This is a genomic window from Paenibacillus sp. Soil766, assembly GCF_001428105.1.
Taxonomy (GTDB): Bacteria; Bacillota; Bacilli; order Paenibacillales; family NBRC-103111; genus Paenibacillus_E.
Genome location: NZ_LMSJ01000035.1, coordinates 25,478 through 45,328, shown reverse-complemented (window position 1 = coordinate 45,328; position 19,851 = coordinate 25,478). Strand labels below are relative to the sequence as shown.

The window sequence follows — 19,851 nt, the reverse complement described above, 5'->3', positions numbered from 1 at the left end:
CACCTGATAGGGGATATTTACCAACTTTTCATTTACGACTAGTAGCAGTGATAGAGTTGGAGTGACAATAGTCCGATTCCACCGAACTAAATGCCCACTTTTCGCGGGAGGATGTCGGTTGGGGCGATTTAGATCGGTCAATTCTGACTAATTGAGGATTGGTAATTTCGGACTATTTAAGAAATGATGGGTTGATCTCGATTTCTATTTGTATATTCGATGGGCAGTGAGTACAATGGTGGTGATTAATAGAAATACGATGAGCGATGTTTCTAAATTGGGGAGTCCTGGGAGGTCAGGCATGTACAAGCTGCTGTTAGTGGATGACGAAGAGGATGTACGCGAAGGTGTCGTCCGTGAAATAAATTGGGAAGCGATTGGCTTTGAAGTTGTCGACAAGGCAGAGAACGGGAAAGAAGCGCTAGAAATGGTCGAGCGTCTGCTGCCGGATGTGGTTGTAACGGATATTCAGATGCCTTTCATGAATGGCTTGCAGCTTGCTGAAGCAATTAGAGAGCGCTTTCCCACGATTAAGCTCATCATTCTGACAGGGCATGATGAATTTGAGTACGCCCAACGGGCGATTAAGCTGCATATTGATGAATATGTGCTGAAACCATTTTCCGCACAGGAGCTGGTGAATGCCCTTTTGAAGGTAAAAGGACACATCCAAGAAGAGGTTGCGCATCGTAAGGATGTGCAGCTGCTTAAGGAGCATTACCGCAAGAGCATGCCGGTGCTGAAGGAGAATTTCTTAGCGACATTAATGAATCGGAAGCTCCCGCGGGACGAGGTATTTGAGAAGGCAGCGAACTATGGGATTGCGCTTAGCGGAAATAGCTATGTAGTTGCCGTTTTGAGCATCGATGGGGTCTTTATTTCGGAAGAAGATTTGGAGAATCGGGAGGAACTGTCGAAGTCGATTTCTCTGAAATACTCTGAGGATCAGGCGTTGAAATATTTCGCCCTCTTAAATATTACCGAAGAAATCGCCAATAAGCGTGGACTAGGCCTCGTTTTCATGCATGATGATCAGGTTGTCTTGTTAGCGGCCAGAGAGAGTAAGGATAAGGAAGCGGCGCTGCAGGAAACGATGAGGGTTCTGGAAGAAATTCGGCAGAGTGTGGAAAAATATTTGAAATTCACCCTTACTGTTGGGGTGGGCAGTGTGATGAAGGACGTTACGAAAATCAGCTATTCGTATGAAGATGCCGTGCTTTCCCTCGACTATCGTCTCATTCTGGGCAGCAATCGCATGATTTACATTGATGATGTAGAGAAGCGCAACGTGGATAAGATTCGATTCGACGATGTGAAGGAACATGCGTTGACCCGTTGTATTAAGGTAGGCACGACGCAAGAGATCCGAGAGACGATTGATGAACTGTTTCAGGGCATCGAGGCCGGTGTGTCGGTGAAGGATTATCAGATTTATTTACTTGAAATTCTTACTTGTATTCTGAAAGCAGCCAAGGACTCGAACCTGAATGTTGACGAGGTATTTGGCGAGAGTTTCGTTCCTTTTACCGAGATTAATAAATTCACCTCATTGGAGGAAGCGAAGCATTGGTTGGCCGAGCTCTGTGCGAGCATGATGAGTCATATTGCAACGGATCGTCAATATACGTATAAAAACCTCGTGGATCTAGCCAAGGATTATACAAAGAGCCATTATCATGAGGGGGATATCAATATTAATAAGGTGTGCGGACATCTGCATATCAGTGCGGGTTATTTCAGCTCCATTTTCAAAAAAGAAACCAAAATGACCTTCGTTAACTATTTGAACCACATTCGGATGGAAGCAGCGAAAGAGCTCCTGCGTTCTACGGATATGAAGGCGCTGGAAATCGCTGAGAAGGTGGGCTATGCGGATGCGAATTATTTCAGCTTCTCCTTTCGCAAAAATGTGGGCGTTTCCCCGAAGGAGTATCGCAATAACAGCGTCAAGGGGCTGTAGGGACTAGAAGGGGGAGAGTTGCTTTGAAACGCAGAGTGAGTACGCTGCTGAAAGCTTTATATAACGTTATGCTCGATACGATGCGGGTAAAAAGTATTCAGTTTACAATAACGATGTCATTCATTCTTATTACCGTAACCGTCATGCTTGTCGTCTCCTTGGTGCTCTATAATAAATTTGCCAAAACAGCGGAGGAGAGCGCCTTTCTGAGTACAGCCCAAGTGATTGAGCAGGTGCAATTCAATCTGGAGCAGTACATCAATGGGATGGCGGATACGTTTGAAGTCGTAGATGCCAAAATTGCCAAAAGCCGCGGCATCCCGTCGGACAAGCTGCTCGAACAACTAGACACGATCGCGAGTACGCGTGAGGACATTGTATCTATTCATCTATTTACCGCGGATGGCGGGTTGGTTACCGGTGTGCCCAAAACAGAGATGCGCAAAAATACACGGCTGCTCGAGCAGCCGTGGTTTCGGTCTGCCCTTGATAACCCGAACCATCTGACCTTTTCCTTACCACATATCCAAAACCTATTCAAAGATCCCTATAAGTGGGTGGTATCCATGAGTAAAGGGGTCACGATCGAGCAGAATGGAAACTTGGTGGATGCGGTTATTTTGGTAGACATCAATTTCAAGACATTGGACGATGTGTTTCGTACGGTTTCTCTAGGTAAGAAGGGTTATGTCTATATCATTGACGATTCAGCAGGCAGTATTGTATATCATCCGCAGCAGCAGCTTATTTATATTGGTCTGAAATATGAGAATGTGGAGCAAGCGCTCAAATTTTCGTATGGCCGATATATGGATGAGAGCGAAGGGGAGTCGCGGTTAAACGTTGTGCGGACGGTCAATAACATCGGATGGAAAATTATCGGGGTCTCTTATCTCGATGAAATTATGACGACGCGCAAGGAAATTTCGACGTTCATGATTTGGTTGTTAGTGATCGTCCTGTTCTTCATTTTGTTGATTTCCTCGTTCATGTCCGCGCGTATTTCACAGCCGATTAAACGACTGAAGAAGTCGATGGAGATGGTGGAGAAAGGGCATTTCGACACGTATATTCATGTGCGTGGAGCTGATGAGGTCGAGCAGCTTTCGCGGCGCTTCAATCTGATGGTGTCGAGGGTTCGCGAGCTGATGGATCAGAGTATCGAGGAGCAAGAGATTAAGCGAAAGAACGAGCTGGAGGTTCTCCAATCGCAGATTAATCCGCATTTTTTATACAATACACTCAATTCGGTCGTTCGTATGGTTGGCAACGGGAGGAATGAGGAGGTCGTGACCACGATTACGTCTCTGTCGAAATTTTTCCGGATATCGCTGAGCAAAGGGAAGAGTATTATTACGATCGGGGAAGAGATCGAGCATATTCGTAACTATTTGATCATCCAGAAAATGCGCTATAAAGATAAATTTGAGTACGAGATTAACGTCTCAGAAGAGGTGCTTCCCTATAAAACACTCAAGCTTATTCTTCAGCCTTTTGTGGAGAATGCGCTTTATCACGGGATCGAATATATGGTGGATGAAGGGTTGATTGAGCTCATTGTCACGATGGATAAAGGAAAGATACTCTTCGAGATTCGAGATAATGGTGTCGGGATGTCAGAGGAAACACTGAAGAGTATTATGACCGGTCAGGTGAAAAGTGAAAAGGGCTCCGGTGTGGGACTACGAAATGTGCATGAGCGGATTCAGCTGTATTTTGGGATGGAGTATGGGGTCCACATTGATAGTGAGCTCGAGGAAGGAACGACCGTCCGCATTGCGATTCCAGCCTTATTAGATAACGAAGGGGGGAGTGAAGGGTGAGAATAAAACCGATGTTGATCGCCGTCCTGGTCGCTCTTCTCTCGCTGTCGTCCTGTACAGAGCGTGTGGAAACCTTGCCTACGGAGCAGAAGAAACACTTAGAGGTCGTTCTCCGCAGTCAAGAAGGTGACTATTGGAAAACAGTTAAGTTGGGGGCAGAGGTCGCGGCGAAGGAGTTTGATGTGACGTTGGACTTCCGAGCACCTGGTGATGAGGCCGACGTGAAGGGGCAGATAGCCTTGATGGAGCAGTCTATTGCAAGCTTGCCGGACGCGATTGTCTTAGCAGCTAATGACTATAAGGAGCTTTCTCCCATCGTGGATGAAGCCGGTAAAGCGCATATTCCCGTTATTACGGTTGATTCTGAGGTGGAGACGAAGAATGTGCGTAGTTTTATTGGAGCGGATAACTATGAAGCAGGTCAATTAGCAGGACGACAACTGATTAAACTGATTGGCAAGAGTGGGCAAATTGCTATTATGAGCTTCCGGAAAGGGGAGCGAAATACGGAGCTGAGGGAAAAAGGGCTATTGGACGAAATATCGAAGTTTCCCGACGTACAGGTGATTGATACGGTATACAGCCTAACGGATCGGGAGCTTTCTGCCCAACTCACGCATGATGTCATCGACAAACATCCCGAGCTGGATGGGATTGTGGCGCTGAATGAAATTTCATCGATTGGTGTTGCCAGTGCGGTACAGAGTCGGAATTTGAATGAAAAGGTGAAAATCATCACGTTTGACAGTACCTCTGAGGAGTTAGAGCTGCTCCAAGAGGGGGTCATTCAAGCAACGATTATTCAAAATCCGTTTAGCATCGGTTATTTGGGCGTGAAAAGTGCGGTAGACGCTCTTGAGGGAAAAACGGTGCCAAAGCGCGTGGAAACGGGGATTAAGGCGATTGATTTGACTAATATGTTCTGGTCAGACAATCAAAAATTGCTATTCCCATTTATTAAGTGATACAAAGTGATGAGAATTTCGATAGAAGACATGAGGATATTGCATTTGTTTATGTGCTTTGAACCATTATAGTAAGGAATGTAAACAAACAATATACCTTTTAGGGAGGGTCTTATCTTGAAAAAATTACTTACACTTGCCGTAGCAGGCGCTTTAGTTGCAACCGTTGCAGGTTGTGGAAATAAAACAGAAACACCAGCAGCTAGTACAGCTCCAGCAGCTTCCACAGGTGCAGCAGCAACGACAGCTCCAGCAGCTGGCAAAAAGCCAACAATCGGTGTTGCCATCTATAAATTCGACGATACGTTCATGTCTGGTGTTCGTGCAGCGATCGCAGATGCGGCGAAAGATAAAGCGAATGTTGATATCGTAGACAGCCAAAACTCCCAACCAACTCAAAACGATAAAGTTGACCTTTTCATCACGAAAAAAGTAAATGCACTTGCGATCAACGCAGTTGACCGTACAGCAGCTGGCGTTATCATCGATAAAGCCAAAACAGCGAACATTCCAGTTGTCTTCTTGAACCGTGAGCCGCTTGATACGGACATGAAGAAATGGGATAAAGTTTACTACGTAGGCGCTAAAGCTGAGCAATCCGGAACAATGGAAGGCCAACTATTGGTTGACTACTTCAAAGCTCACCCAGAAGCTGACAAAAACAAAGACGGTAAAATCCAATACGTTATGCTTAAAGGCGAGCCAGGACACCAAGATGCTGAGCTTCGTACGAAATTCTCTATCCAAGCCATCACGGATTCCGGTATGGGTGTAGAAAAAGTTGCAGAAGATACAGCAATGTGGGATCGCGTTAAAGGTCAAGAGAAAATGGCAGCATTCTTAGCTTCCAGCGAAAGCAAAATCGAAGCTGTTCTTGCGAACAACGATGATATGGCGCTTGGTGCAATCGAAGCTTTGAAAGCAAAAGGCTATTTCAAAGACAACAAATTCCTTCCAGTAGTTGGTGTAGATGCAACTGCTCCTGCTCTACAAGCACTTAGCGATGGAACGCTTCTTGGAACAGTTCTAAACGATGCGAAAAACCAAGGTGCTGCAACAACTAGCGTAGCAACAGCTCTTGCGAATGGTTTGGTACCAAGCAAAGAAACAACTGGCTATGATATCACTGATGGTAAATACGTTTGGATTTCCTACAAAAAAATCACAAAAGCTAACATGAACGAAGCGAAGTAATTGTGAGAATGGGCAAGAGATGCGATAACCGAGTAACAATCGCGCTTTTGCCTTCCTTTTTTGGAAACCCGTGAAGATAAAGAGAAATAAGCTTCGAATAAAGGCTTCACTTTGTGGGGATTATCGTGAGCTGTAGGGGGAGTTACCATGACTGTACATGACTATTTATTGGAAATGAATCAAATCTCCAAAGAGTTCCCCGGCGTCAAAGCGCTGGATAATGTCACCCTCAAAGTTCGTCCAGGAAGCGTACATGCGCTGATGGGAGAGAACGGTGCGGGAAAATCGACGCTTATGAAATGTTTATTCGGCATTTATAAGCCCGATGGTGGAGAAATTAAGCTAAATGGAGAAGTTGCTTCAATTACGAGCTCCAAAGATGCTTTAGCGAACGGTATTTCCATGATTCACCAAGAGCTTCACCCTGTTCCACATCGCAATGTGATGGAGAACATTTGGTTAGGTAGGTTTCCGCTAAAAGGTATCGGACCTTTGAAATTAGTGGATCACAAAAAAATGCGTACAGATACAGAAAGTTTGTTCAAACAACTCCAAATGGATATTAAGCCGGATACACTGGTCGGTACCTTATCAGTATCTAAAGTGCAATCTATTGAAATCGCCAAGGCTGTTTCTTTCAATTCGAAAGTCATTGTTATGGATGAGCCGACTTCATCGCTTACGGGTAACGAAGTTGAGCAGTTGTTTCGCATCATTCGCGATTTGAAGAGTCGCGGTGTTTCGATCATCTATATTTCACATAAAATGGAAGAGATTTTGGAAATTTCGGACGAAGTCACGATTATGCGCGATGGTACCAAAATTGGGACATGGGCATCTTCCGAGCTTACGACAGATATGATCATCTCAAAGATGGTTGGACGTGATTTGAAAGAGCGTTTCCCTGAGCGCAGTAATGTGCCAGAAGGCGTATTGATGAAGGTTGAGGACCTGACTTCGGTCGCTCCTAAATCATTCAAGAATGTGTCTTTTGAGCTGAAAAAGGGTGAGATTCTCGGTGTTGGCGGCCTTGTTGGGGCACAACGGACGGAGTTGATTGAATCCCTGTTCGGGATGAGAGGTATTGCTTCAGGAAGCATCTCCATTCACGGGAAACCTGTGAAGCTGAAATCGCCGATGGATGCGATCAAGCAGAAGATTGCTTTGCTGACAGAAGAGCGCCGCGTAACCGGTATTTTCCCAGTGTTATCGGTTTTGGAGAACACGGTCATCGCTAATTTGGGACGATACATGAATCCTTTAGGCTTCATTCAAGAAGCGAAACGTAAAGCAGAAGTGAAACAAAGCATCGAGATGCTACGCGTGAAAACGCCGAATATGCATGCGCTCATTAAGAACTTGTCCGGTGGTAATCAACAAAAGGTTTTGCTGGCCAGATGGCTGTTAACTGAACCTGAAGTACTTCTTCTCGATGAACCGACTCGGGGAATTGACGTAGGAGCGAAATTTGAGATTTACTCCATCATTGCTGACCTTGCGAAGCAGGGGAAAAGTATTATCATGATCTCTTCTGAAATGCCCGAGCTTCTTGGGATGTCAGACCGAATTATGGTTATGTGTGAGGGACGTCTTACGGGGATTGTAGAAGGAAATAAAGCAACAGAAGAAGAGATTATGCGCCTTGCTGCACAGCATATGGCATAATGGAGGGGGCCTAGAACATGACTACCAAAACAGAAACATTAAAATCCAGAGACCTTAGCGGGTTCATTACCAAATACGCCATCTACATCGTACTAGTTGTTCTAGTTATTGGAATCGCTATTTATGATCCACGCTTTTTATCGGTAAGTATCCTACGTGATATCTTATTGCAGTCTTCCACACGCGTCATTATCGCGTTAGGTGCCGCATTCATTCTGATCACGGGCGGAACGGATTTATCCGCAGGGCGAATCGTTGGTTTATCCGCGGTTATCTCCGCATCGATGCTCCAAACAGAGGAGTATGGCAGAAGATTTTTCCCAGACTTACCGCAATTGCCAATGTTTATTCCGATTCTAATTGCTGTTGTAGCGGGTTTAATCGTTGGGTTAATTAATGGGATTGTCGTTGCTAAATTCAAAGTCCCGCCATTCATTGCGACACTAGGAACGATGGTTGCCGTGTACGGTGCGAACTCCTTGTATTTCGATATGAAGCCAAACCAATCACAACCAATCGGTGGTCTTCGTCCGGATTTCAGCAGTCTGGGAACTGGCGCAATTGGATCTAGCTCAACGTACTCGATTCCTTATATCGTTATTTTCGCGATTGTCGTCTCGGTTATTGTGTGGATCGTATTTAATAAAACAAAGCTTGGCAAATATATGTACGCAATTGGCGGCAACATTCACGCCGCTGTCGTTTCAGGGATTAACGTAAATCGTTACTTGATCTACATTTATGCGATTGCGGGTGCGCTTTACGGACTTGCAGGGGTATTGGAAGCGGCAAGAACGGGTGGCGCAACGAATAACTATGGTAACATGTACGAGCTTGATGCGATCGCGGCTTGCGTTGTCGGCGGTGTATCCACTTCAGGCGGTATCGGTACGGTACCAGGTGTTCTTGCAGGGGTATTGATTTTCAGCGTTATCAACTACGGTCTGACGTTTATCGGGATTAGCCCATACTGGCAGTTAATTATCAAAGGTGTGATCATCGTTGCTGCGGTAGCGTTTGATATGCGCAAATATATGAATTCGAAGTAGGTTATGGAGGCTGTCGATATTCTCGGCAGCCTTTTATAGTCGAGACCGTTGTAAGCGTTTACGGAGTGGCTGAGGGGAGTAGAACAATGCATACAAATCATAATAAATCGGACTGGAAGAAGCGACTCCTATTTGTTTCGTTACAAACCAAGTTGGTGGGGGCCTTTGTTCTCGTTTCTTTGCTGGTTGGGATCACGAGCGGTTTATCTTACATGTATATAAAGAAAGTGGACAACTCCTACACGGAGTTGCTTGATAAGAATGTGAGATTACTTCAGGACGTTGCAGAAATCAAAGAAAAAACACAGATGCAAACAAGTTTATTATTTGGCTATGTGCTGGATCCGACGAAAGACAGGGAAAAACGTCTTGTCGAAATGAACACAACACTCTCCACGATCATTTCAAAGATGCAGGATAATGGAGGTAACGAGGATGAGAAATCCGCTGTTGGATCTATGCTGGAGGCGAATCAAACTTTTGCTAGGTTAGTTCAAAAGGTGGTTGCATACGGTGAAAAAGGCGATGCCACCTTGGCTAAGGCGGAAGCCATGCAGTGGGCAATTCCAACAACGGAAACATTGACGCAAGCGGCGGCTAAAATAGAAGAACTTGAAGCCATCATTCAGGCAGATGCTTCTGAACAGAATCATCAGACTGTTTCGACGACGATTAAGACATTGATTTGGGTGAGTGGAGCGGCATTAGTATTCGCGTTAGTAGTAGGTCTCTTGGTATCGCGAAGCATTGTTACGCCAGTGCGCTCCATGGTGAGAGCGTCAGAGCGAATCGCGAATTGCGATTTATCCGTAGGTGATATTGGGGTGAACAGCCGCGATGAACTGCAGGATTTGGCGACAGCCTTCAATCAAATGAAAGGCAATCTGCAGGGCTTGATTCGCCAGGTGGGCAGTAGCAGCGAGCAGGTTGCTGCGGCTTCGGAAGAGCTAAGTGCGAATTCCAATCAGGTTAGTGAGTTATCGGAGCGGATCACGGGAACGATTCAAATCATATCGCAGGGCACTGATGCACAGGTAGGCAGTGTGCATCAAGGTGTTGCGATCATGGAGGAAATGTCAGCGGCGGTTACGCAGATTGCTAGTGTCACGCAGACAGCGAATAAGCAGTCTTTGTTAGCGCAGCAGGAGGCGGGGGAAGGCACGGCGGCAATAGAGACTGCGATGCTGCAAATGAAGGCTATCCATCGGAAGATGGATGAGTTGGCCGTCTCGGTCGATCGCTTAAGCGGCCGTTCGGAGAAAATCGTGGACGCGAACGCGATGATCGCAGGTATTGCGCGGCAGACGAATATGCTGGCGCTCAATGCTTCGATTGAAGCGGCACGTGCAGGCGCCGCGGGCAAGGGGTTTGCTGTGGTTGCGGAGGAAGTCCGCAAGCTGTCCATGCAGACCGGCGCAGCGGCGGAGGAAGTGGCTTCTCTCGTGACGAGTATCCAGGAGGAGACGAGGGACGTTATGCGCTCCACCGAAGCGGGCAGCCGCGAGGTGGAGACGGGTCTTGAGGTCGTCAGCGAAGCGGGAGCGACGTTCCGGCGCATTCGTTCGGCGATGGACGAGGTCGCTCGGCAGATCGAGGAAGTAGCGGGCTGCTCGGAGGCGATCTCCGAGAAGACGCTCGTCGCCGTAGGCGTGATTCGCGCCATCGACGAGGTGGCGGGGCAGACGGCTGCGGGCGCGAAGAACGTCTCCGCCAACATCGAGGGGCAGTACGCGAGCATGGAGGAGATTGTCTCGTCCGCGACGGTGCTGAGCAGCATGGCTGCGGAGCTGCAGGGGTTGATTGGACGGTTTCGGGTGTGAAAAAATACTATCCATAATTTTTACATGTGTAGTATAGTGAAAGTAAGAAATTGGCGGTGAAGCACACCCCTGACTGGCAAGCGTAGTTTATACGCCTGCTGGTCAGGGGTTTTTGCATTCATCTGCCGAAATAAGGAGGAAGTAGAAAGTAAATGGTGTTTGTTTAATATTGTGTTATACTATTTGAGTTTTATGCCGAATATGATATAATAAATATCATATTCGGCATAATTTATTGCGTATAAGGAAATTGCAATAAAAGAGCCAAACCAACAAATGTACAAAGTAGAAATTTATGAAGATGAATATGGAGATTCAGAGTTGAAAGATTGGCTACGTGAACTCAAACGTCGAAAAAATCATGGAATAAAGGAAGCCAGAATCGTACTTAATCAGATACACTATTGCATTGAACGGATAAAATGGGAGGGAACATACGTCCCGGGGCAAATTGCCAAGCACATTGTTGATGACATTTGGGAACTGCGTCCAGATAAATATAGGGTCATGTTTTTCCAAGTCAAGGAGGGGAGATTTATTTTGTTGAATCACTTCCGCAAAGAAACACAGAAAACCCCGCCTAAACAAATAAGAAAAGCTATACAGTTAAGGGATGACTGGAATAAGCGTAATCATTGAATTATTCAAAAAAACTTGATGGTACCGTTGGGGAGGAAATTCGATGAAATTCGAAGATTTTATGCATGAGATTGGCGAAAATACAATTGAAACGGAAACTACACGACAGATTGCTCGGATGGTTTCTGACATTGTTAAGCGTCGAAAAATACTTGGATTAACTCAAATCGAAGTTGCGAAAAAGGCTGGTCTTTCTCAAGCACAGATCGCACGATTAGAAAACAGTACGCAAATTCCGAGAGTAGACACTTTGATCAAAGTAGCCATAGCCCTAGGCATGAACATGCAATTGAATGAGACCGATGAGCATGCAGTCACTGGAAATCAATTGGCACATGTTTAGCATATAATTACGGTACGGATATTAGTAGGAGGTGATGAGATGCGCTGGGAAGAAGTGCAAGAGAAGTTCCCAAATGAATGGGTTGTTTTAGAAGCAACAAAGGCACATTCTGAAGAAGGTAGTCGATTTATTGAAGCAGTTGTGGTAATTGACAAGTTCGATGACTCAATGGCAGCAATGCGTCGATATAGTGGATTGCACAAGCAAGATCCACAACGTGAGTACTGCTTTTTTCATACTTCTCGGTCAACACAATGCAAGTCTTCGCTTTTAATCATGCTAAAGAATAATTAATTAACCCTATAGGGGCTGTCCTCAAGTAGTCAATCTACTTCGTGGGACAGCCCGTTGTCATTTTAGTGACAATAAGCTGGCTCTGTGACATCTTTCCTTGCACTTTGACCAACAGAAAGCAGATATGTCCTATAGGTCCTGCATATAATTCTATATCAGCATTCTTAGCTCGGTAACGTAAACGAATAAAAATCACCTGTTGAATTCGGGGAGTTGAAATTGCGAAGAGAGGAGTTTGTCCCTTTGATGGAAGCCGCAGGTAAAATAATGAAATTAATTGCGCTAACGAGCGGTGTCGCATTGTTTGATATTGTCATGCTTTCACCGGGATTTCTAGGGATAGGAATCGGACACAGTGCGTTGCAAACGGCATTCACCGTTTCCATTCTGCTGGGGAGCACCCTAGTATTGCTATTTGGCATTTACAGCATAGTCATGAAGCCAAACCTTCGACTCCCAGCGAAACAGATGAAGAGCCCCGAAGATTTGGAGGGTGCTTTGAAACAATGCAAAGGCGTCAAATCCTTAGCACAGGAAATTACGCTTGGCCTGCACCAATTGGAGCGAATGCGCAAAAAACAAGAGACCATACGAAGTGTCCTCATCCAGAGATTTGAACCGAGCGGACTTAGCTTTCAGAAATTTGCTTCTACGACGCAAGAGGTGGAGAAGTTATTTTTTCACAATATACGGAGTATGATAAACCGTCTCCATGTATTCGATGAAGAGGAGTTTCAAAGTATCTCCAAACAGACTACGAGCCAGTTATCTCCCGAACTTTTGCAAGAAAAAAGAACTGTGTACAAGGCACATATGTCGTTTGTTAAAACCGCCTTACATATAAATGAAGAAATTTTGCTTAAATTGGATAGGTTGCTGTTAGAAATTTCTCAACTGGATAGCATGGCGATGGGTGATATTGGGCAAATGCCAGGTATGCAAGAGATTGATGCTTTGATCAAGCAAACACAATTCTACAAACCGTAGAGGTGGTGCTCTTAACATGAATAAAACGAAGTTTTTCTTTATCTCGCTTCTGATTGTGATTATTGTATTTATCGGTGTCTATGCTGGCGTTTCCTTCACCGCCAATTTGGGTAAATCCCAAAATCAAGTGACAGCGGAGAGTGCTGTAAAGCAGTTGAACAAGTTATACGAGAAAATCTCAGTTGTGAACGGAACACCAGTCAAAGGACAGATTGATATTAATCCAGCCGATGTCGCTTCATCGCTGCCTGATATTTCGAAATTTCCAATTACAGTGAATAATACGACGGATTATTTTGTAGAAATTTTCTCCTCGACGGAGAAGTCCGGCAGTGGCGTGGATGGTTGGCTAACGGATGTAGCAAATGAATTTAATAAAGCGCAGATTATGGTTAACGGGAAGACGGCCTCGGTGAAAATTCGCAATATTGCTTCTGGGACGGCGACGGACTATATCAAGTCAGGGAAATATGTGCCGGATGCTTTTACACCTTCGAATGAGTTATGGGGAGAGATGATCAAATCTGGCGGTCCGAAAGTACAGCTAGTCACCAAAAGTTTGGTAGGAAATGTCCCTGGTATTGTGATTGCGAAGAAAAAATATGATGCCCTTGTTGCCAAATATGGTTCCATCAATGTAAATACCGTAACGCAAGCGATTTCAAATAATGAATTTGCCATGGGCTATACCGACCCTTTCGCAAGTTCTACCGGTCTTAATTTCCTCGTTACAGCTTTAAGTACATGGGATAATAAAAACCCAATCAGTGAGAAGGCCGTTCTAGAATTTGAGAAATTCCAAACGAACGTGCCCTTTATCGCATCTACAACGATTCAAATGCGAGATGCTGCGAAGTCAGGGATGCTGGATGGCTTCGTGTTGGAATACCAGACATACCAGAATGCGGCGGAGCTTACGAATGACTATGTATTTACACCTTTTGGATATCGACATGACAGCCCACTCTATGCTCTTGGTGATTTGCCGATCGTGAAGCTTGATGTGATTAAGCGATTTGCAGAATTTGTTGCAGGGGCGAAATATCAACAAACAGCCAAGGATAAAGGGTTTAATGGGCTAGAAAATTACAAGAGTGAGCTCCCTGCGATAGATGGAAATACACTTTCTTCTGCTCAGAAGGTTTGGAAAGAAAAGAAGAATGGAAGCAAGCCTCTTGCCGCTGTTTTTGTTACGGATGTATCTGGCAGCATGGATGGTAAACCTCTTAGTCGATTGAAAGAATCCCTGCTCAAAGGTCAGAAATATCTTGGTAAAGAAAATAGAATTGGTCTCGTATCCTACTCGAACGGGGTGACGATCAATCTTCCCATTGCTAAGTATGATACCAATCAGCAATCGCTGTTTGTAGGTACCGTAGGTACGCTCCAAGCAGGGGGAGGCACAGCGACGTTTGATGCCATTGCAGTTGCCATGAAAATGCTGCAAGACTACATGGCAGGGGATCCGAATGTGAAACCGATCATCTTCGTATTGAGTGATGGAGAAACCAATGCAGGACATTCTTTGAAGGACATTCGAGGATTGATCGAAACGTTGCAGATTCCCGTCTATACGATTGGTTACAATGCGGATATTGCGGCGCTGCAGAGCATTTCGAGTATTAATGAGGCAGCGAGCATTAATGCGGACACGGATGATGTTGTTTATAAAATAAGTAATCTGCTTAACGTCCAGATGTAGGGTTAATTTACCTTTTGAGGGGGAGTTAGGATGTCATTTTCGTTGGAGATTGCTGGCGACGAGGTGCTTAAAGCCGTTGTAGAGGAACAAGTGAAGCCTGTTCCAGAGGAAGTTGTCAAGCTGAAGGCACAAGCGGAACAGAATGTACAGACGATCATGGAGATCGATCTCGATTCGCTGGAGAAACGCAAAAATATTCTAGCTGCGGTAGAAAACTTCGGCATCGAGACCATGCGAGCATCCTCCCAGAAAAATGCTTTACTCCAAGTAACGGTAGGGCAGCTATCGAGGGCGGGTGATGAGGGGGGAATCGTTGCCAAGGGACTCGGGGAGCTGCAACTCCAAATGAAGGACCTCGATCCCAGCGGGATCGACTTCGTCAAACGCGGGTTCCTGGGGAAGTTTTTTAACCCGCTAAGGTCCTACTTCCATCAGTTTGATAAAGCGGATATGGTCATTGCCGAAATTATCGAAACGCTGAATAAAGGCAAGTTAGGCTTGAAGGATGACAATACGACACTTCTTCTCGAACAGCATGCCCTGCGTGATCTTACCAAAAAACTTCGTAAAGAGATCCAGCTAGTTTCCTATATGGATGAATCCATCGAAGCACAAATCGCGCTTGCCAAAGCCCGAAATGATGATCCGGAGAAGATTCAATTCATAACCGAAGAGGTGCTTTTTCCACTTCGTCAGAGGACGCTCGATATGCAAGCAATGATGGCCGTCAATCAACAAGGCTTCATCACCTTCGAGGTTGTTATCCGGAATAATAAGGAACTTATTCGTGGGGTGGATCGGGCAAGTACCGTAACGGTTGCAGCTCTGCGTGTCGCTGTTACAGCGGCAAGTGCGCTAGCCAATCAGCGGGTGGTGCTGAAGCAACTGAATGCTTTGTATAATACGACCAATACGTTCATTGAGCATACGGGGCAGATGTTGAAGCAGCAAGGTGTGGAAATTCAAAAAGGGGCGATTGAGGCCAGCATTTCAGCAGATTCGCTCAAGAAAGCATTCGCTGACAGCTTTGAAGCCTTGCAGGCGATCAGTACCTATAAGCAAGAAGCGCTTCCCAAAATGCGCGAAACGATTACTCAATTCCGTGAGCTAGCGGAAACAGGTGAGAAGCAGATTCTGCGGCTGGAAAGAGGCGCGGCTGTGGGGTTATAAAGAAAGGAACCTTGGACTTAGTAAAGTCTGAGGTTCCTTTTGTTTGTGCGCCTCTTGCAATAAATAACTGTATTTCCTGTAGGTAAATCGGTGAGAATAGACCCCGGATGCCGAATAACTGTATTTCCTGCAGCTAAATACTAGGAATTTACGAAATTCGGGCACAAGAGGATAAATTAACTACCAATTTTCCATGTAAACTGAAATTTCGGGGAGTTTCCTCCAGAATAGATGTACATTTTCCAGTTAATTGGAATCAAGTGTTCGCGGAGCACTATACCTTGACTTAGTCGCGGATCTCAACGATCAATTCAATTTCCACAGGCGTGTGGAAAGGCAGATCGCTCGTGCCGATTGCGGAGCGGGCATGCTTGCCGTTTTCGCCAAAGATTTCAACGAGCAGGTTGGATGCACCGTTGATCACATACGGCTGGTCGCCAAAGCCGGATTCGCTGTTGACGAAGCCGAGCATTTTGACGATTTTGACAACACGGTCTAAATCGCCAAGATACCCTTTCATTACCGCTAGGCAGTTGATGATCGTTTGACGAGCTGCCTCTTGGCCTTGCTCAATCGTGACTTCACGGCCGAGTTTGCCTTCATACATAAGCTCTCCGTTGATACGACAATCTTGGCCGGACAAGTAGATCAAATTCCCTGTTTGATTACAAGGAATATATGTGAAACGCGGCTCTGGTGAAGGGGGAAGGGTGATACCAAGCTCTTGCAAACGTTGTTCAATAATGGACATATGAATGACCTCCAAGTCAAAAGTTAGGTTTAGGTTATATTAGAAAATTAGTGCTTGCAGCAATGCTGTGCGCGAATGAAGCTGCCTTCACGCGCTAGCGTATGTTGACCGCCGGTCAATGATAAAGCGCCATTCACCACGACATGAGAGATACCATCCGGATACAGCCTCGGATTCTCGAATGTCGCATGATCCTGAATGGTATCTGGATTGAACACCGTCACATCAGCGATGTAGCCAGGAACAATCAGCCCCCGCTTACCCAGCTTGAAGCGCTGAACAGGGAACGATGTCACTTTGCGTACCGCCTGTTCCAAGGTCAAAATGCGATGCTCGCGGACATACTTCGCAAATACACGAGGGAACGTCCCGTATAAGCGGGGGTGCGGCTTCCCCGTATCACAAGTGAGACTATCTGACGCGATGAGCGATTTATCGTAAGCAATAACCTGCTTCACATCCTCGTCAGACATATGGAAGTAGACGATGGAGATACGGCCTTCTTCTTCCAAAAGGAGATCCATCATACACTCCGCTGAATCCTGCCCGCGAATTTCGCTAATCTCGGCAAGGTGCTTGCCTTCGAGATGGCGATTGCGCTCCGTGTGCATGGCAGAAAGAAACACACTTTGCCAGCCTGTGGAACACACCAAGTTGTCCCATGTCGTCTGCTCGTGACTCAACTCTTCGCGAACACGGGCACGAAGCGAAGGGTCACGGAGCACCTCAAGCGCGCTTTCGATCCCGCCTTCAAGTACCCAAGGAGGAAGGATCGTCGTTAAGCTGGTAGAGCCCGCATTATACGGATACACATCGCAAGTGACATCCATGCCACGAGAGCGCGCATCCTCAATCAACTCCAGCGCATCATTGATTTGCCCCCAGTTGCGTTTGCCGGCAGCTTTGAGATGAGAGATATGCAGCGAAACGCCGGCCCTCTCCGCAATCCAGATGACTTCCTTGACGGACGGCAACAAATTGTTCCCCTCACCACGAATATGCGTAGAGAACAGGCCGTTATACTTTGGCAAAACGGAGCAGAGTTCCGCAATTTCTTCTTTGCTCGTATAGCTGCCTGGCGCATAGAGCAGCCCGATGGAGAAGCCAATCGCACCGGCCCGCAGGCCATCTTCAAGCATCACCTTCATCTGTGCGATTTCCGGCCCAGTGGCTGGACGATTGGCGAAGCCCATCACGGAAATTCGTAGTGCGCCATGAGCCACATAGGTTGCCATATGCTCAGAAGGACGCGAATTCGCGACGGCGTCCATATACTCAGCAACGGTTTCCCATGGCCATTGCCATTTGGTTTGACCAAGCACCGGCTGAACATAACTTTGGAGAAGTTCAGCTTGGGAAGGGACGAAGGGAGCAGGCGCAAGTCCGCAGTTGCCGACGACTTCGGCGGTTACACCTTGACGCATTTTGATTTCACTATGCGGATAATCGAAGATCATCAGATCGGAATGGCAATGACCGTCAATGAAGCCAGGCGAGATCACTTGCTTATTTACATCGATCACCTTCAATGCATCCTCATGGAGTTGACCAACAGCAACAATTTTGTTGCCTTGGATGCCGACATCACCAGCAAACCAAGGATTACCAGTGCCATCGACGATGCGTCCGTTTTTCAGTAGTAGATCCAACATGATGGGGCACCTCCCAAATTTATTTCAGCCATTTCAGCGATTCCAGCTATTCCAACATGCCTCGTGCAAGCACAGGCACGCGTTCAAATGTGTCTCCACGCTGCATCGCAACATGATTGTGCAGGTTAATCGTACTGCAAATATGATTCGGAATAATGCGCAGCTGGTCGCCGACTTTCAAATCAGCGGCTTGAGCTAGAGGGCCAAGTTCGACCATGCCGTGCTCCTCGGTCATCCGCACGAGAAGTGCATCTTCCAGGCCATGAATATGGCCGAAGCCGCGCAACTGCAAGGGATGTGTACCTGGCTGCACATCGGTCGCGAAGGTCTTGCTGCCGCCGTCGACGATCGCCAGATCCGCCGAAGTCCGGCTCACGACGGTGACCAGCACGCTGCCGGCACAGTCCTCGAGCTCGCAGACGCCTAGCTGCGCCTGCATCCGGTCTTGATAGACGTAGGTGCCGGGACGAACCTCCGTCACCCCTTCGACAGCCGCGGCATACAAAGCCGTCGGCGTCGAGCCCACGCTGACATCCGCGACAGCGATGCCAGCGGCTCTAAGGTGGTCAGCGAGGTCAACCATCAGCTGACCTTCTTCCCAGCCGGCGGCCGCCACGTCGAGCGTGGGCTTGCCGGCATGCAGGGCGCCGCGGAACGTGTAGATGCCGGTCAGCCGCAGATGCGGCATACCCGCAATCTCCGTGGCAAGCGCGGCGGCCTCTTCAAACGGTACACCGGTTCTGCGCAGCCCGGTGTCAATCTCTAACCGAACCTGCAGCGTATGCCCATGCTTGGCCGCGGTCTGCTCCATCAGCTTGGCGCCGGCCAAACTGTCCACGCCAACGATCAGCTCGATCTGCTCGCTGATGCGAATCGCACGTTCAATTTTGCTCGCGGTTACCAACGGATACGCGATAAAGATATTAGGAATCCCGTGCAAAGCCATCACTTCGGCTTCCGATACTTTGGCCACAGTGATGCCAACAGCACCCGCGTCGATTTGAAGCTGTGCAACAGAAGGGAGCTTATGTGTTTTGGCATGCGGACGCAGATTAACACCATTTTGTCGCACTCGTTCTGCCATACTTGCTATATTTCGAGCCATAATATCTGTATCAATGATGACGCAAGGCGTTTCTAAGGAGATGGTCATAGGGATTCACTCTCACTCTCTTTTGCGTTACTTTTGCCCTCTTCCAGATGGCTGTATAGGGTGTATTTGGAGATGTTGAGATATGTGCAAATTTTCTCGCCGCCTTTTTTAATGAGAAAAGCACCTTTGGCATCGAGAAGCTGAATCATTCGCATCTTATCTTCCTTGGTCATAACGGCAACGGGCTTGTCGATGAGCTCTTGCGCTTCTTGAATCAGAGCATCGAGGAGATCGCTTACACTCGTGACGAACGATTCCTTCACCTCAGTTTGCTCACCAGCCGGGTTAATGAGGTTTTTCAGTGTTTTCTCGGCGACCATGAGATCCGTGATGTCCGTGTTAATGCAGAGAGAACCGATAATTTTGCCAACTTTGTTTTTCATATAAATCGAGCTGGAGCGCAGAATGCGGCCGTCCTTCGTTTGGGTCAAATAGTTGAACTTGTTGCCGTTTACATGATTGCCTCGCAGCAGTTCAAGACCTAGATTTGTGCCAGGATCTCCGACTTTGCGTCCCGTGATGTGACCGTTGGCAATGGCGACGATGGTGCTCTCATATGACCCCGTCAAATCGTGCAGCACGACCTCGCAGTTCTCGCCGAATTGAGCAGCAAGGCCAGTCACCATATCGGTCAAAAATACGAATTCATCCTGAATGGATTCCATACCGGTTATCCCCCTCACA

Annotated in this window: 17 protein-coding genes; 13 read left to right on the top strand and 4 right to left on the bottom strand. The window is 46.8% G+C overall.

The window, feature by feature from the left end:
- The first annotated feature begins 301 nt into the window (after positions 1-301).
- The 13 genes from ASG89_RS25830 (at position 302) to ASG89_RS25770 (ending at position 15,611) form a co-directional block, all read left to right on the top strand.
- Positions 302-1,960, top strand: a complete 1,659-nt coding sequence (locus ASG89_RS25830) for a response regulator (RefSeq protein ID WP_057313903.1) — start codon at positions 302-304, stop codon at positions 1,958-1,960.
- A 68-nt stretch (positions 1,961-2,028) separates the two neighbouring features.
- Positions 2,029-3,783, top strand: coding sequence for a sensor histidine kinase (locus tag ASG89_RS25825; protein ID WP_082593617.1), 1,755 nt, complete (start codon positions 2,029-2,031; stop codon positions 3,781-3,783).
- On the top strand, positions 3,780-4,748 hold the full coding sequence (locus tag ASG89_RS25820; RefSeq protein ID WP_235549922.1) for a substrate-binding domain-containing protein: 969 nt from the start codon (positions 3,780-3,782) through the stop codon (positions 4,746-4,748). The genes ASG89_RS25825 and ASG89_RS25820 overlap by 4 nt, the downstream gene beginning before the upstream one ends.
- 117 nt (positions 4,749-4,865) lie before the next feature.
- Positions 4,866-5,942, top strand: coding sequence for a galactose ABC transporter substrate-binding protein (locus ASG89_RS25815; protein ID WP_414813287.1), 1,077 nt, complete (start codon positions 4,866-4,868; stop codon positions 5,940-5,942).
- A 147-nt stretch (positions 5,943-6,089) separates the two neighbouring features.
- On the top strand, positions 6,090-7,607 hold the full coding sequence (locus tag ASG89_RS25810; protein WP_057313900.1) for a sugar ABC transporter ATP-binding protein: 1,518 nt from the start codon (positions 6,090-6,092) through the stop codon (positions 7,605-7,607).
- Positions 7,608-7,624: 17 nt separating this feature from the next.
- Entirely contained in the window at positions 7,625-8,656 is a 1,032-nt protein-coding gene (gene mglC / locus ASG89_RS25805; protein WP_057313899.1) for a galactose/methyl galactoside ABC transporter permease MglC, read from the top strand.
- A gap of 86 nt (positions 8,657-8,742) precedes the next feature.
- Positions 8,743-10,476, top strand: coding sequence for a methyl-accepting chemotaxis protein (locus ASG89_RS25800; RefSeq protein ID WP_057313898.1), 1,734 nt, complete (start codon positions 8,743-8,745; stop codon positions 10,474-10,476).
- 276 nt (positions 10,477-10,752) lie between these two features.
- Positions 10,753-11,115 carry a type II toxin-antitoxin system RelE/ParE family toxin gene (locus ASG89_RS25795; protein WP_057313897.1) on the top strand — a complete coding sequence of 121 codons (363 nt, stop codon included), beginning with the start codon at positions 10,753-10,755 and terminating at the stop codon, positions 11,113-11,115.
- Between the two features lie 43 nt (positions 11,116-11,158).
- On the top strand, positions 11,159-11,458 hold the full coding sequence (locus ASG89_RS25790; RefSeq protein ID WP_057313896.1) for a helix-turn-helix domain-containing protein: 300 nt from the start codon (positions 11,159-11,161) through the stop codon (positions 11,456-11,458).
- A 39-nt stretch (positions 11,459-11,497) separates the two neighbouring features.
- On the top strand, positions 11,498-11,752 hold the full coding sequence (locus tag ASG89_RS25785; protein WP_057313895.1) for a hypothetical protein: 255 nt from the start codon (positions 11,498-11,500) through the stop codon (positions 11,750-11,752).
- Between the two features lie 246 nt (positions 11,753-11,998).
- Positions 11,999-12,739, top strand: coding sequence for a hypothetical protein (locus ASG89_RS25780; protein WP_057313894.1), 741 nt, complete (start codon positions 11,999-12,001; stop codon positions 12,737-12,739).
- A gap of 16 nt (positions 12,740-12,755) precedes the next feature.
- Positions 12,756-14,441, top strand: a complete 1,686-nt coding sequence (locus ASG89_RS25775; protein WP_057313893.1) for a vWA domain-containing protein — start codon at positions 12,756-12,758, stop codon at positions 14,439-14,441.
- 30 nt (positions 14,442-14,471) lie between these two features.
- Positions 14,472-15,611: a toxic anion resistance protein gene (locus ASG89_RS25770; RefSeq protein ID WP_057313892.1), complete on the top strand. Its 1,140-nt coding sequence runs from the start codon at positions 14,472-14,474 to the stop codon at positions 15,609-15,611.
- A gap of 286 nt (positions 15,612-15,897) precedes the next feature.
- Here the strand turns inward: ASG89_RS25770 and ASG89_RS25765 are convergent, their stop codons facing one another.
- From ASG89_RS25765 to ASG89_RS25750, 4 genes are read right to left on the bottom strand one after another with little or no spacing between them, the layout of a single operon-like run.
- The gene (locus ASG89_RS25765; RefSeq protein WP_057313891.1) at positions 15,898-16,362 is read right to left on the bottom strand and encodes a RidA family protein; all 465 of its coding nucleotides are present in this window, start codon (positions 16,360-16,362) and stop codon (positions 15,898-15,900) included.
- A gap of 47 nt (positions 16,363-16,409) precedes the next feature.
- The gene (locus ASG89_RS25760) at positions 16,410-18,014 is read right to left on the bottom strand and encodes an N-acyl-D-amino-acid deacylase family protein (RefSeq protein ID WP_057313890.1); all 1,605 of its coding nucleotides are present in this window, start codon (positions 18,012-18,014) and stop codon (positions 16,410-16,412) included.
- 46 nt (positions 18,015-18,060) lie between these two features.
- Positions 18,061-19,167 carry an alanine racemase gene (locus ASG89_RS25755; protein ID WP_057313889.1) on the bottom strand — a complete coding sequence of 369 codons (1,107 nt, stop codon included), beginning with the start codon at positions 19,165-19,167 and terminating at the stop codon, positions 18,061-18,063.
- A complete protein-coding gene (locus ASG89_RS25750; protein ID WP_057313888.1) occupies positions 19,164-19,832 on the bottom strand; it encodes a transcriptional regulator in 669 nt (222 codons plus the stop codon). The genes ASG89_RS25755 and ASG89_RS25750 overlap by 4 nt, the downstream gene beginning before the upstream one ends.
- Positions 19,833-19,851 lie beyond the last annotated feature (19 nt).

Excerpts from the sequence above, each read along its gene's own strand:
- ASG89_RS25830 (WP_057313903.1), top strand. The coding sequence starts at position 302 with ATGTACAAGCTGCTGTTAGTGGATGACGAAGAGGATGTACGCGAAGGT.
- ASG89_RS25825 (WP_082593617.1), top strand. The coding sequence starts at position 2,029 with ATGCTCGATACGATGCGGGTAAAAAGTATTCAGTTTACAATAACGATG.
- ASG89_RS25810 (WP_057313900.1), top strand. The coding sequence starts at position 6,090 with ATGACTGTACATGACTATTTATTGGAAATGAATCAAATCTCCAAAGAG.
- mglC (WP_057313899.1), top strand. The coding sequence starts at position 7,625 with ATGACTACCAAAACAGAAACATTAAAATCCAGAGACCTTAGCGGGTTC.
- ASG89_RS25800 (WP_057313898.1), top strand. The coding sequence starts at position 8,743 with ATGCATACAAATCATAATAAATCGGACTGGAAGAAGCGACTCCTATTT.
- ASG89_RS25795 (WP_057313897.1), top strand. The coding sequence starts at position 10,753 with ATGTACAAAGTAGAAATTTATGAAGATGAATATGGAGATTCAGAGTTG.
- ASG89_RS25790 (WP_057313896.1), top strand. The coding sequence starts at position 11,159 with ATGAAATTCGAAGATTTTATGCATGAGATTGGCGAAAATACAATTGAA.
- ASG89_RS25785 (WP_057313895.1), top strand. The coding sequence starts at position 11,498 with ATGCGCTGGGAAGAAGTGCAAGAGAAGTTCCCAAATGAATGGGTTGTT.
- ASG89_RS25780 (WP_057313894.1), top strand. The coding sequence starts at position 11,999 with ATGGAAGCCGCAGGTAAAATAATGAAATTAATTGCGCTAACGAGCGGT.
- ASG89_RS25775 (WP_057313893.1), top strand. The coding sequence starts at position 12,756 with ATGAATAAAACGAAGTTTTTCTTTATCTCGCTTCTGATTGTGATTATT.
- ASG89_RS25770 (WP_057313892.1), top strand. The coding sequence starts at position 14,472 with ATGTCATTTTCGTTGGAGATTGCTGGCGACGAGGTGCTTAAAGCCGTT.
- ASG89_RS25765 (WP_057313891.1), bottom strand. The coding sequence starts at position 16,362 with ATGTCCATTATTGAACAACGTTTGCAAGAGCTTGGTATCACCCTTCCC.
- ASG89_RS25760 (WP_057313890.1), bottom strand. The coding sequence starts at position 18,014 with ATGTTGGATCTACTACTGAAAAACGGACGCATCGTCGATGGCACTGGT.
- ASG89_RS25755 (WP_057313889.1), bottom strand. The coding sequence starts at position 19,167 with ATGACCATCTCCTTAGAAACGCCTTGCGTCATCATTGATACAGATATT.
- ASG89_RS25750 (WP_057313888.1), bottom strand. The coding sequence starts at position 19,832 with ATGGAATCCATTCAGGATGAATTCGTATTTTTGACCGATATGGTGACT.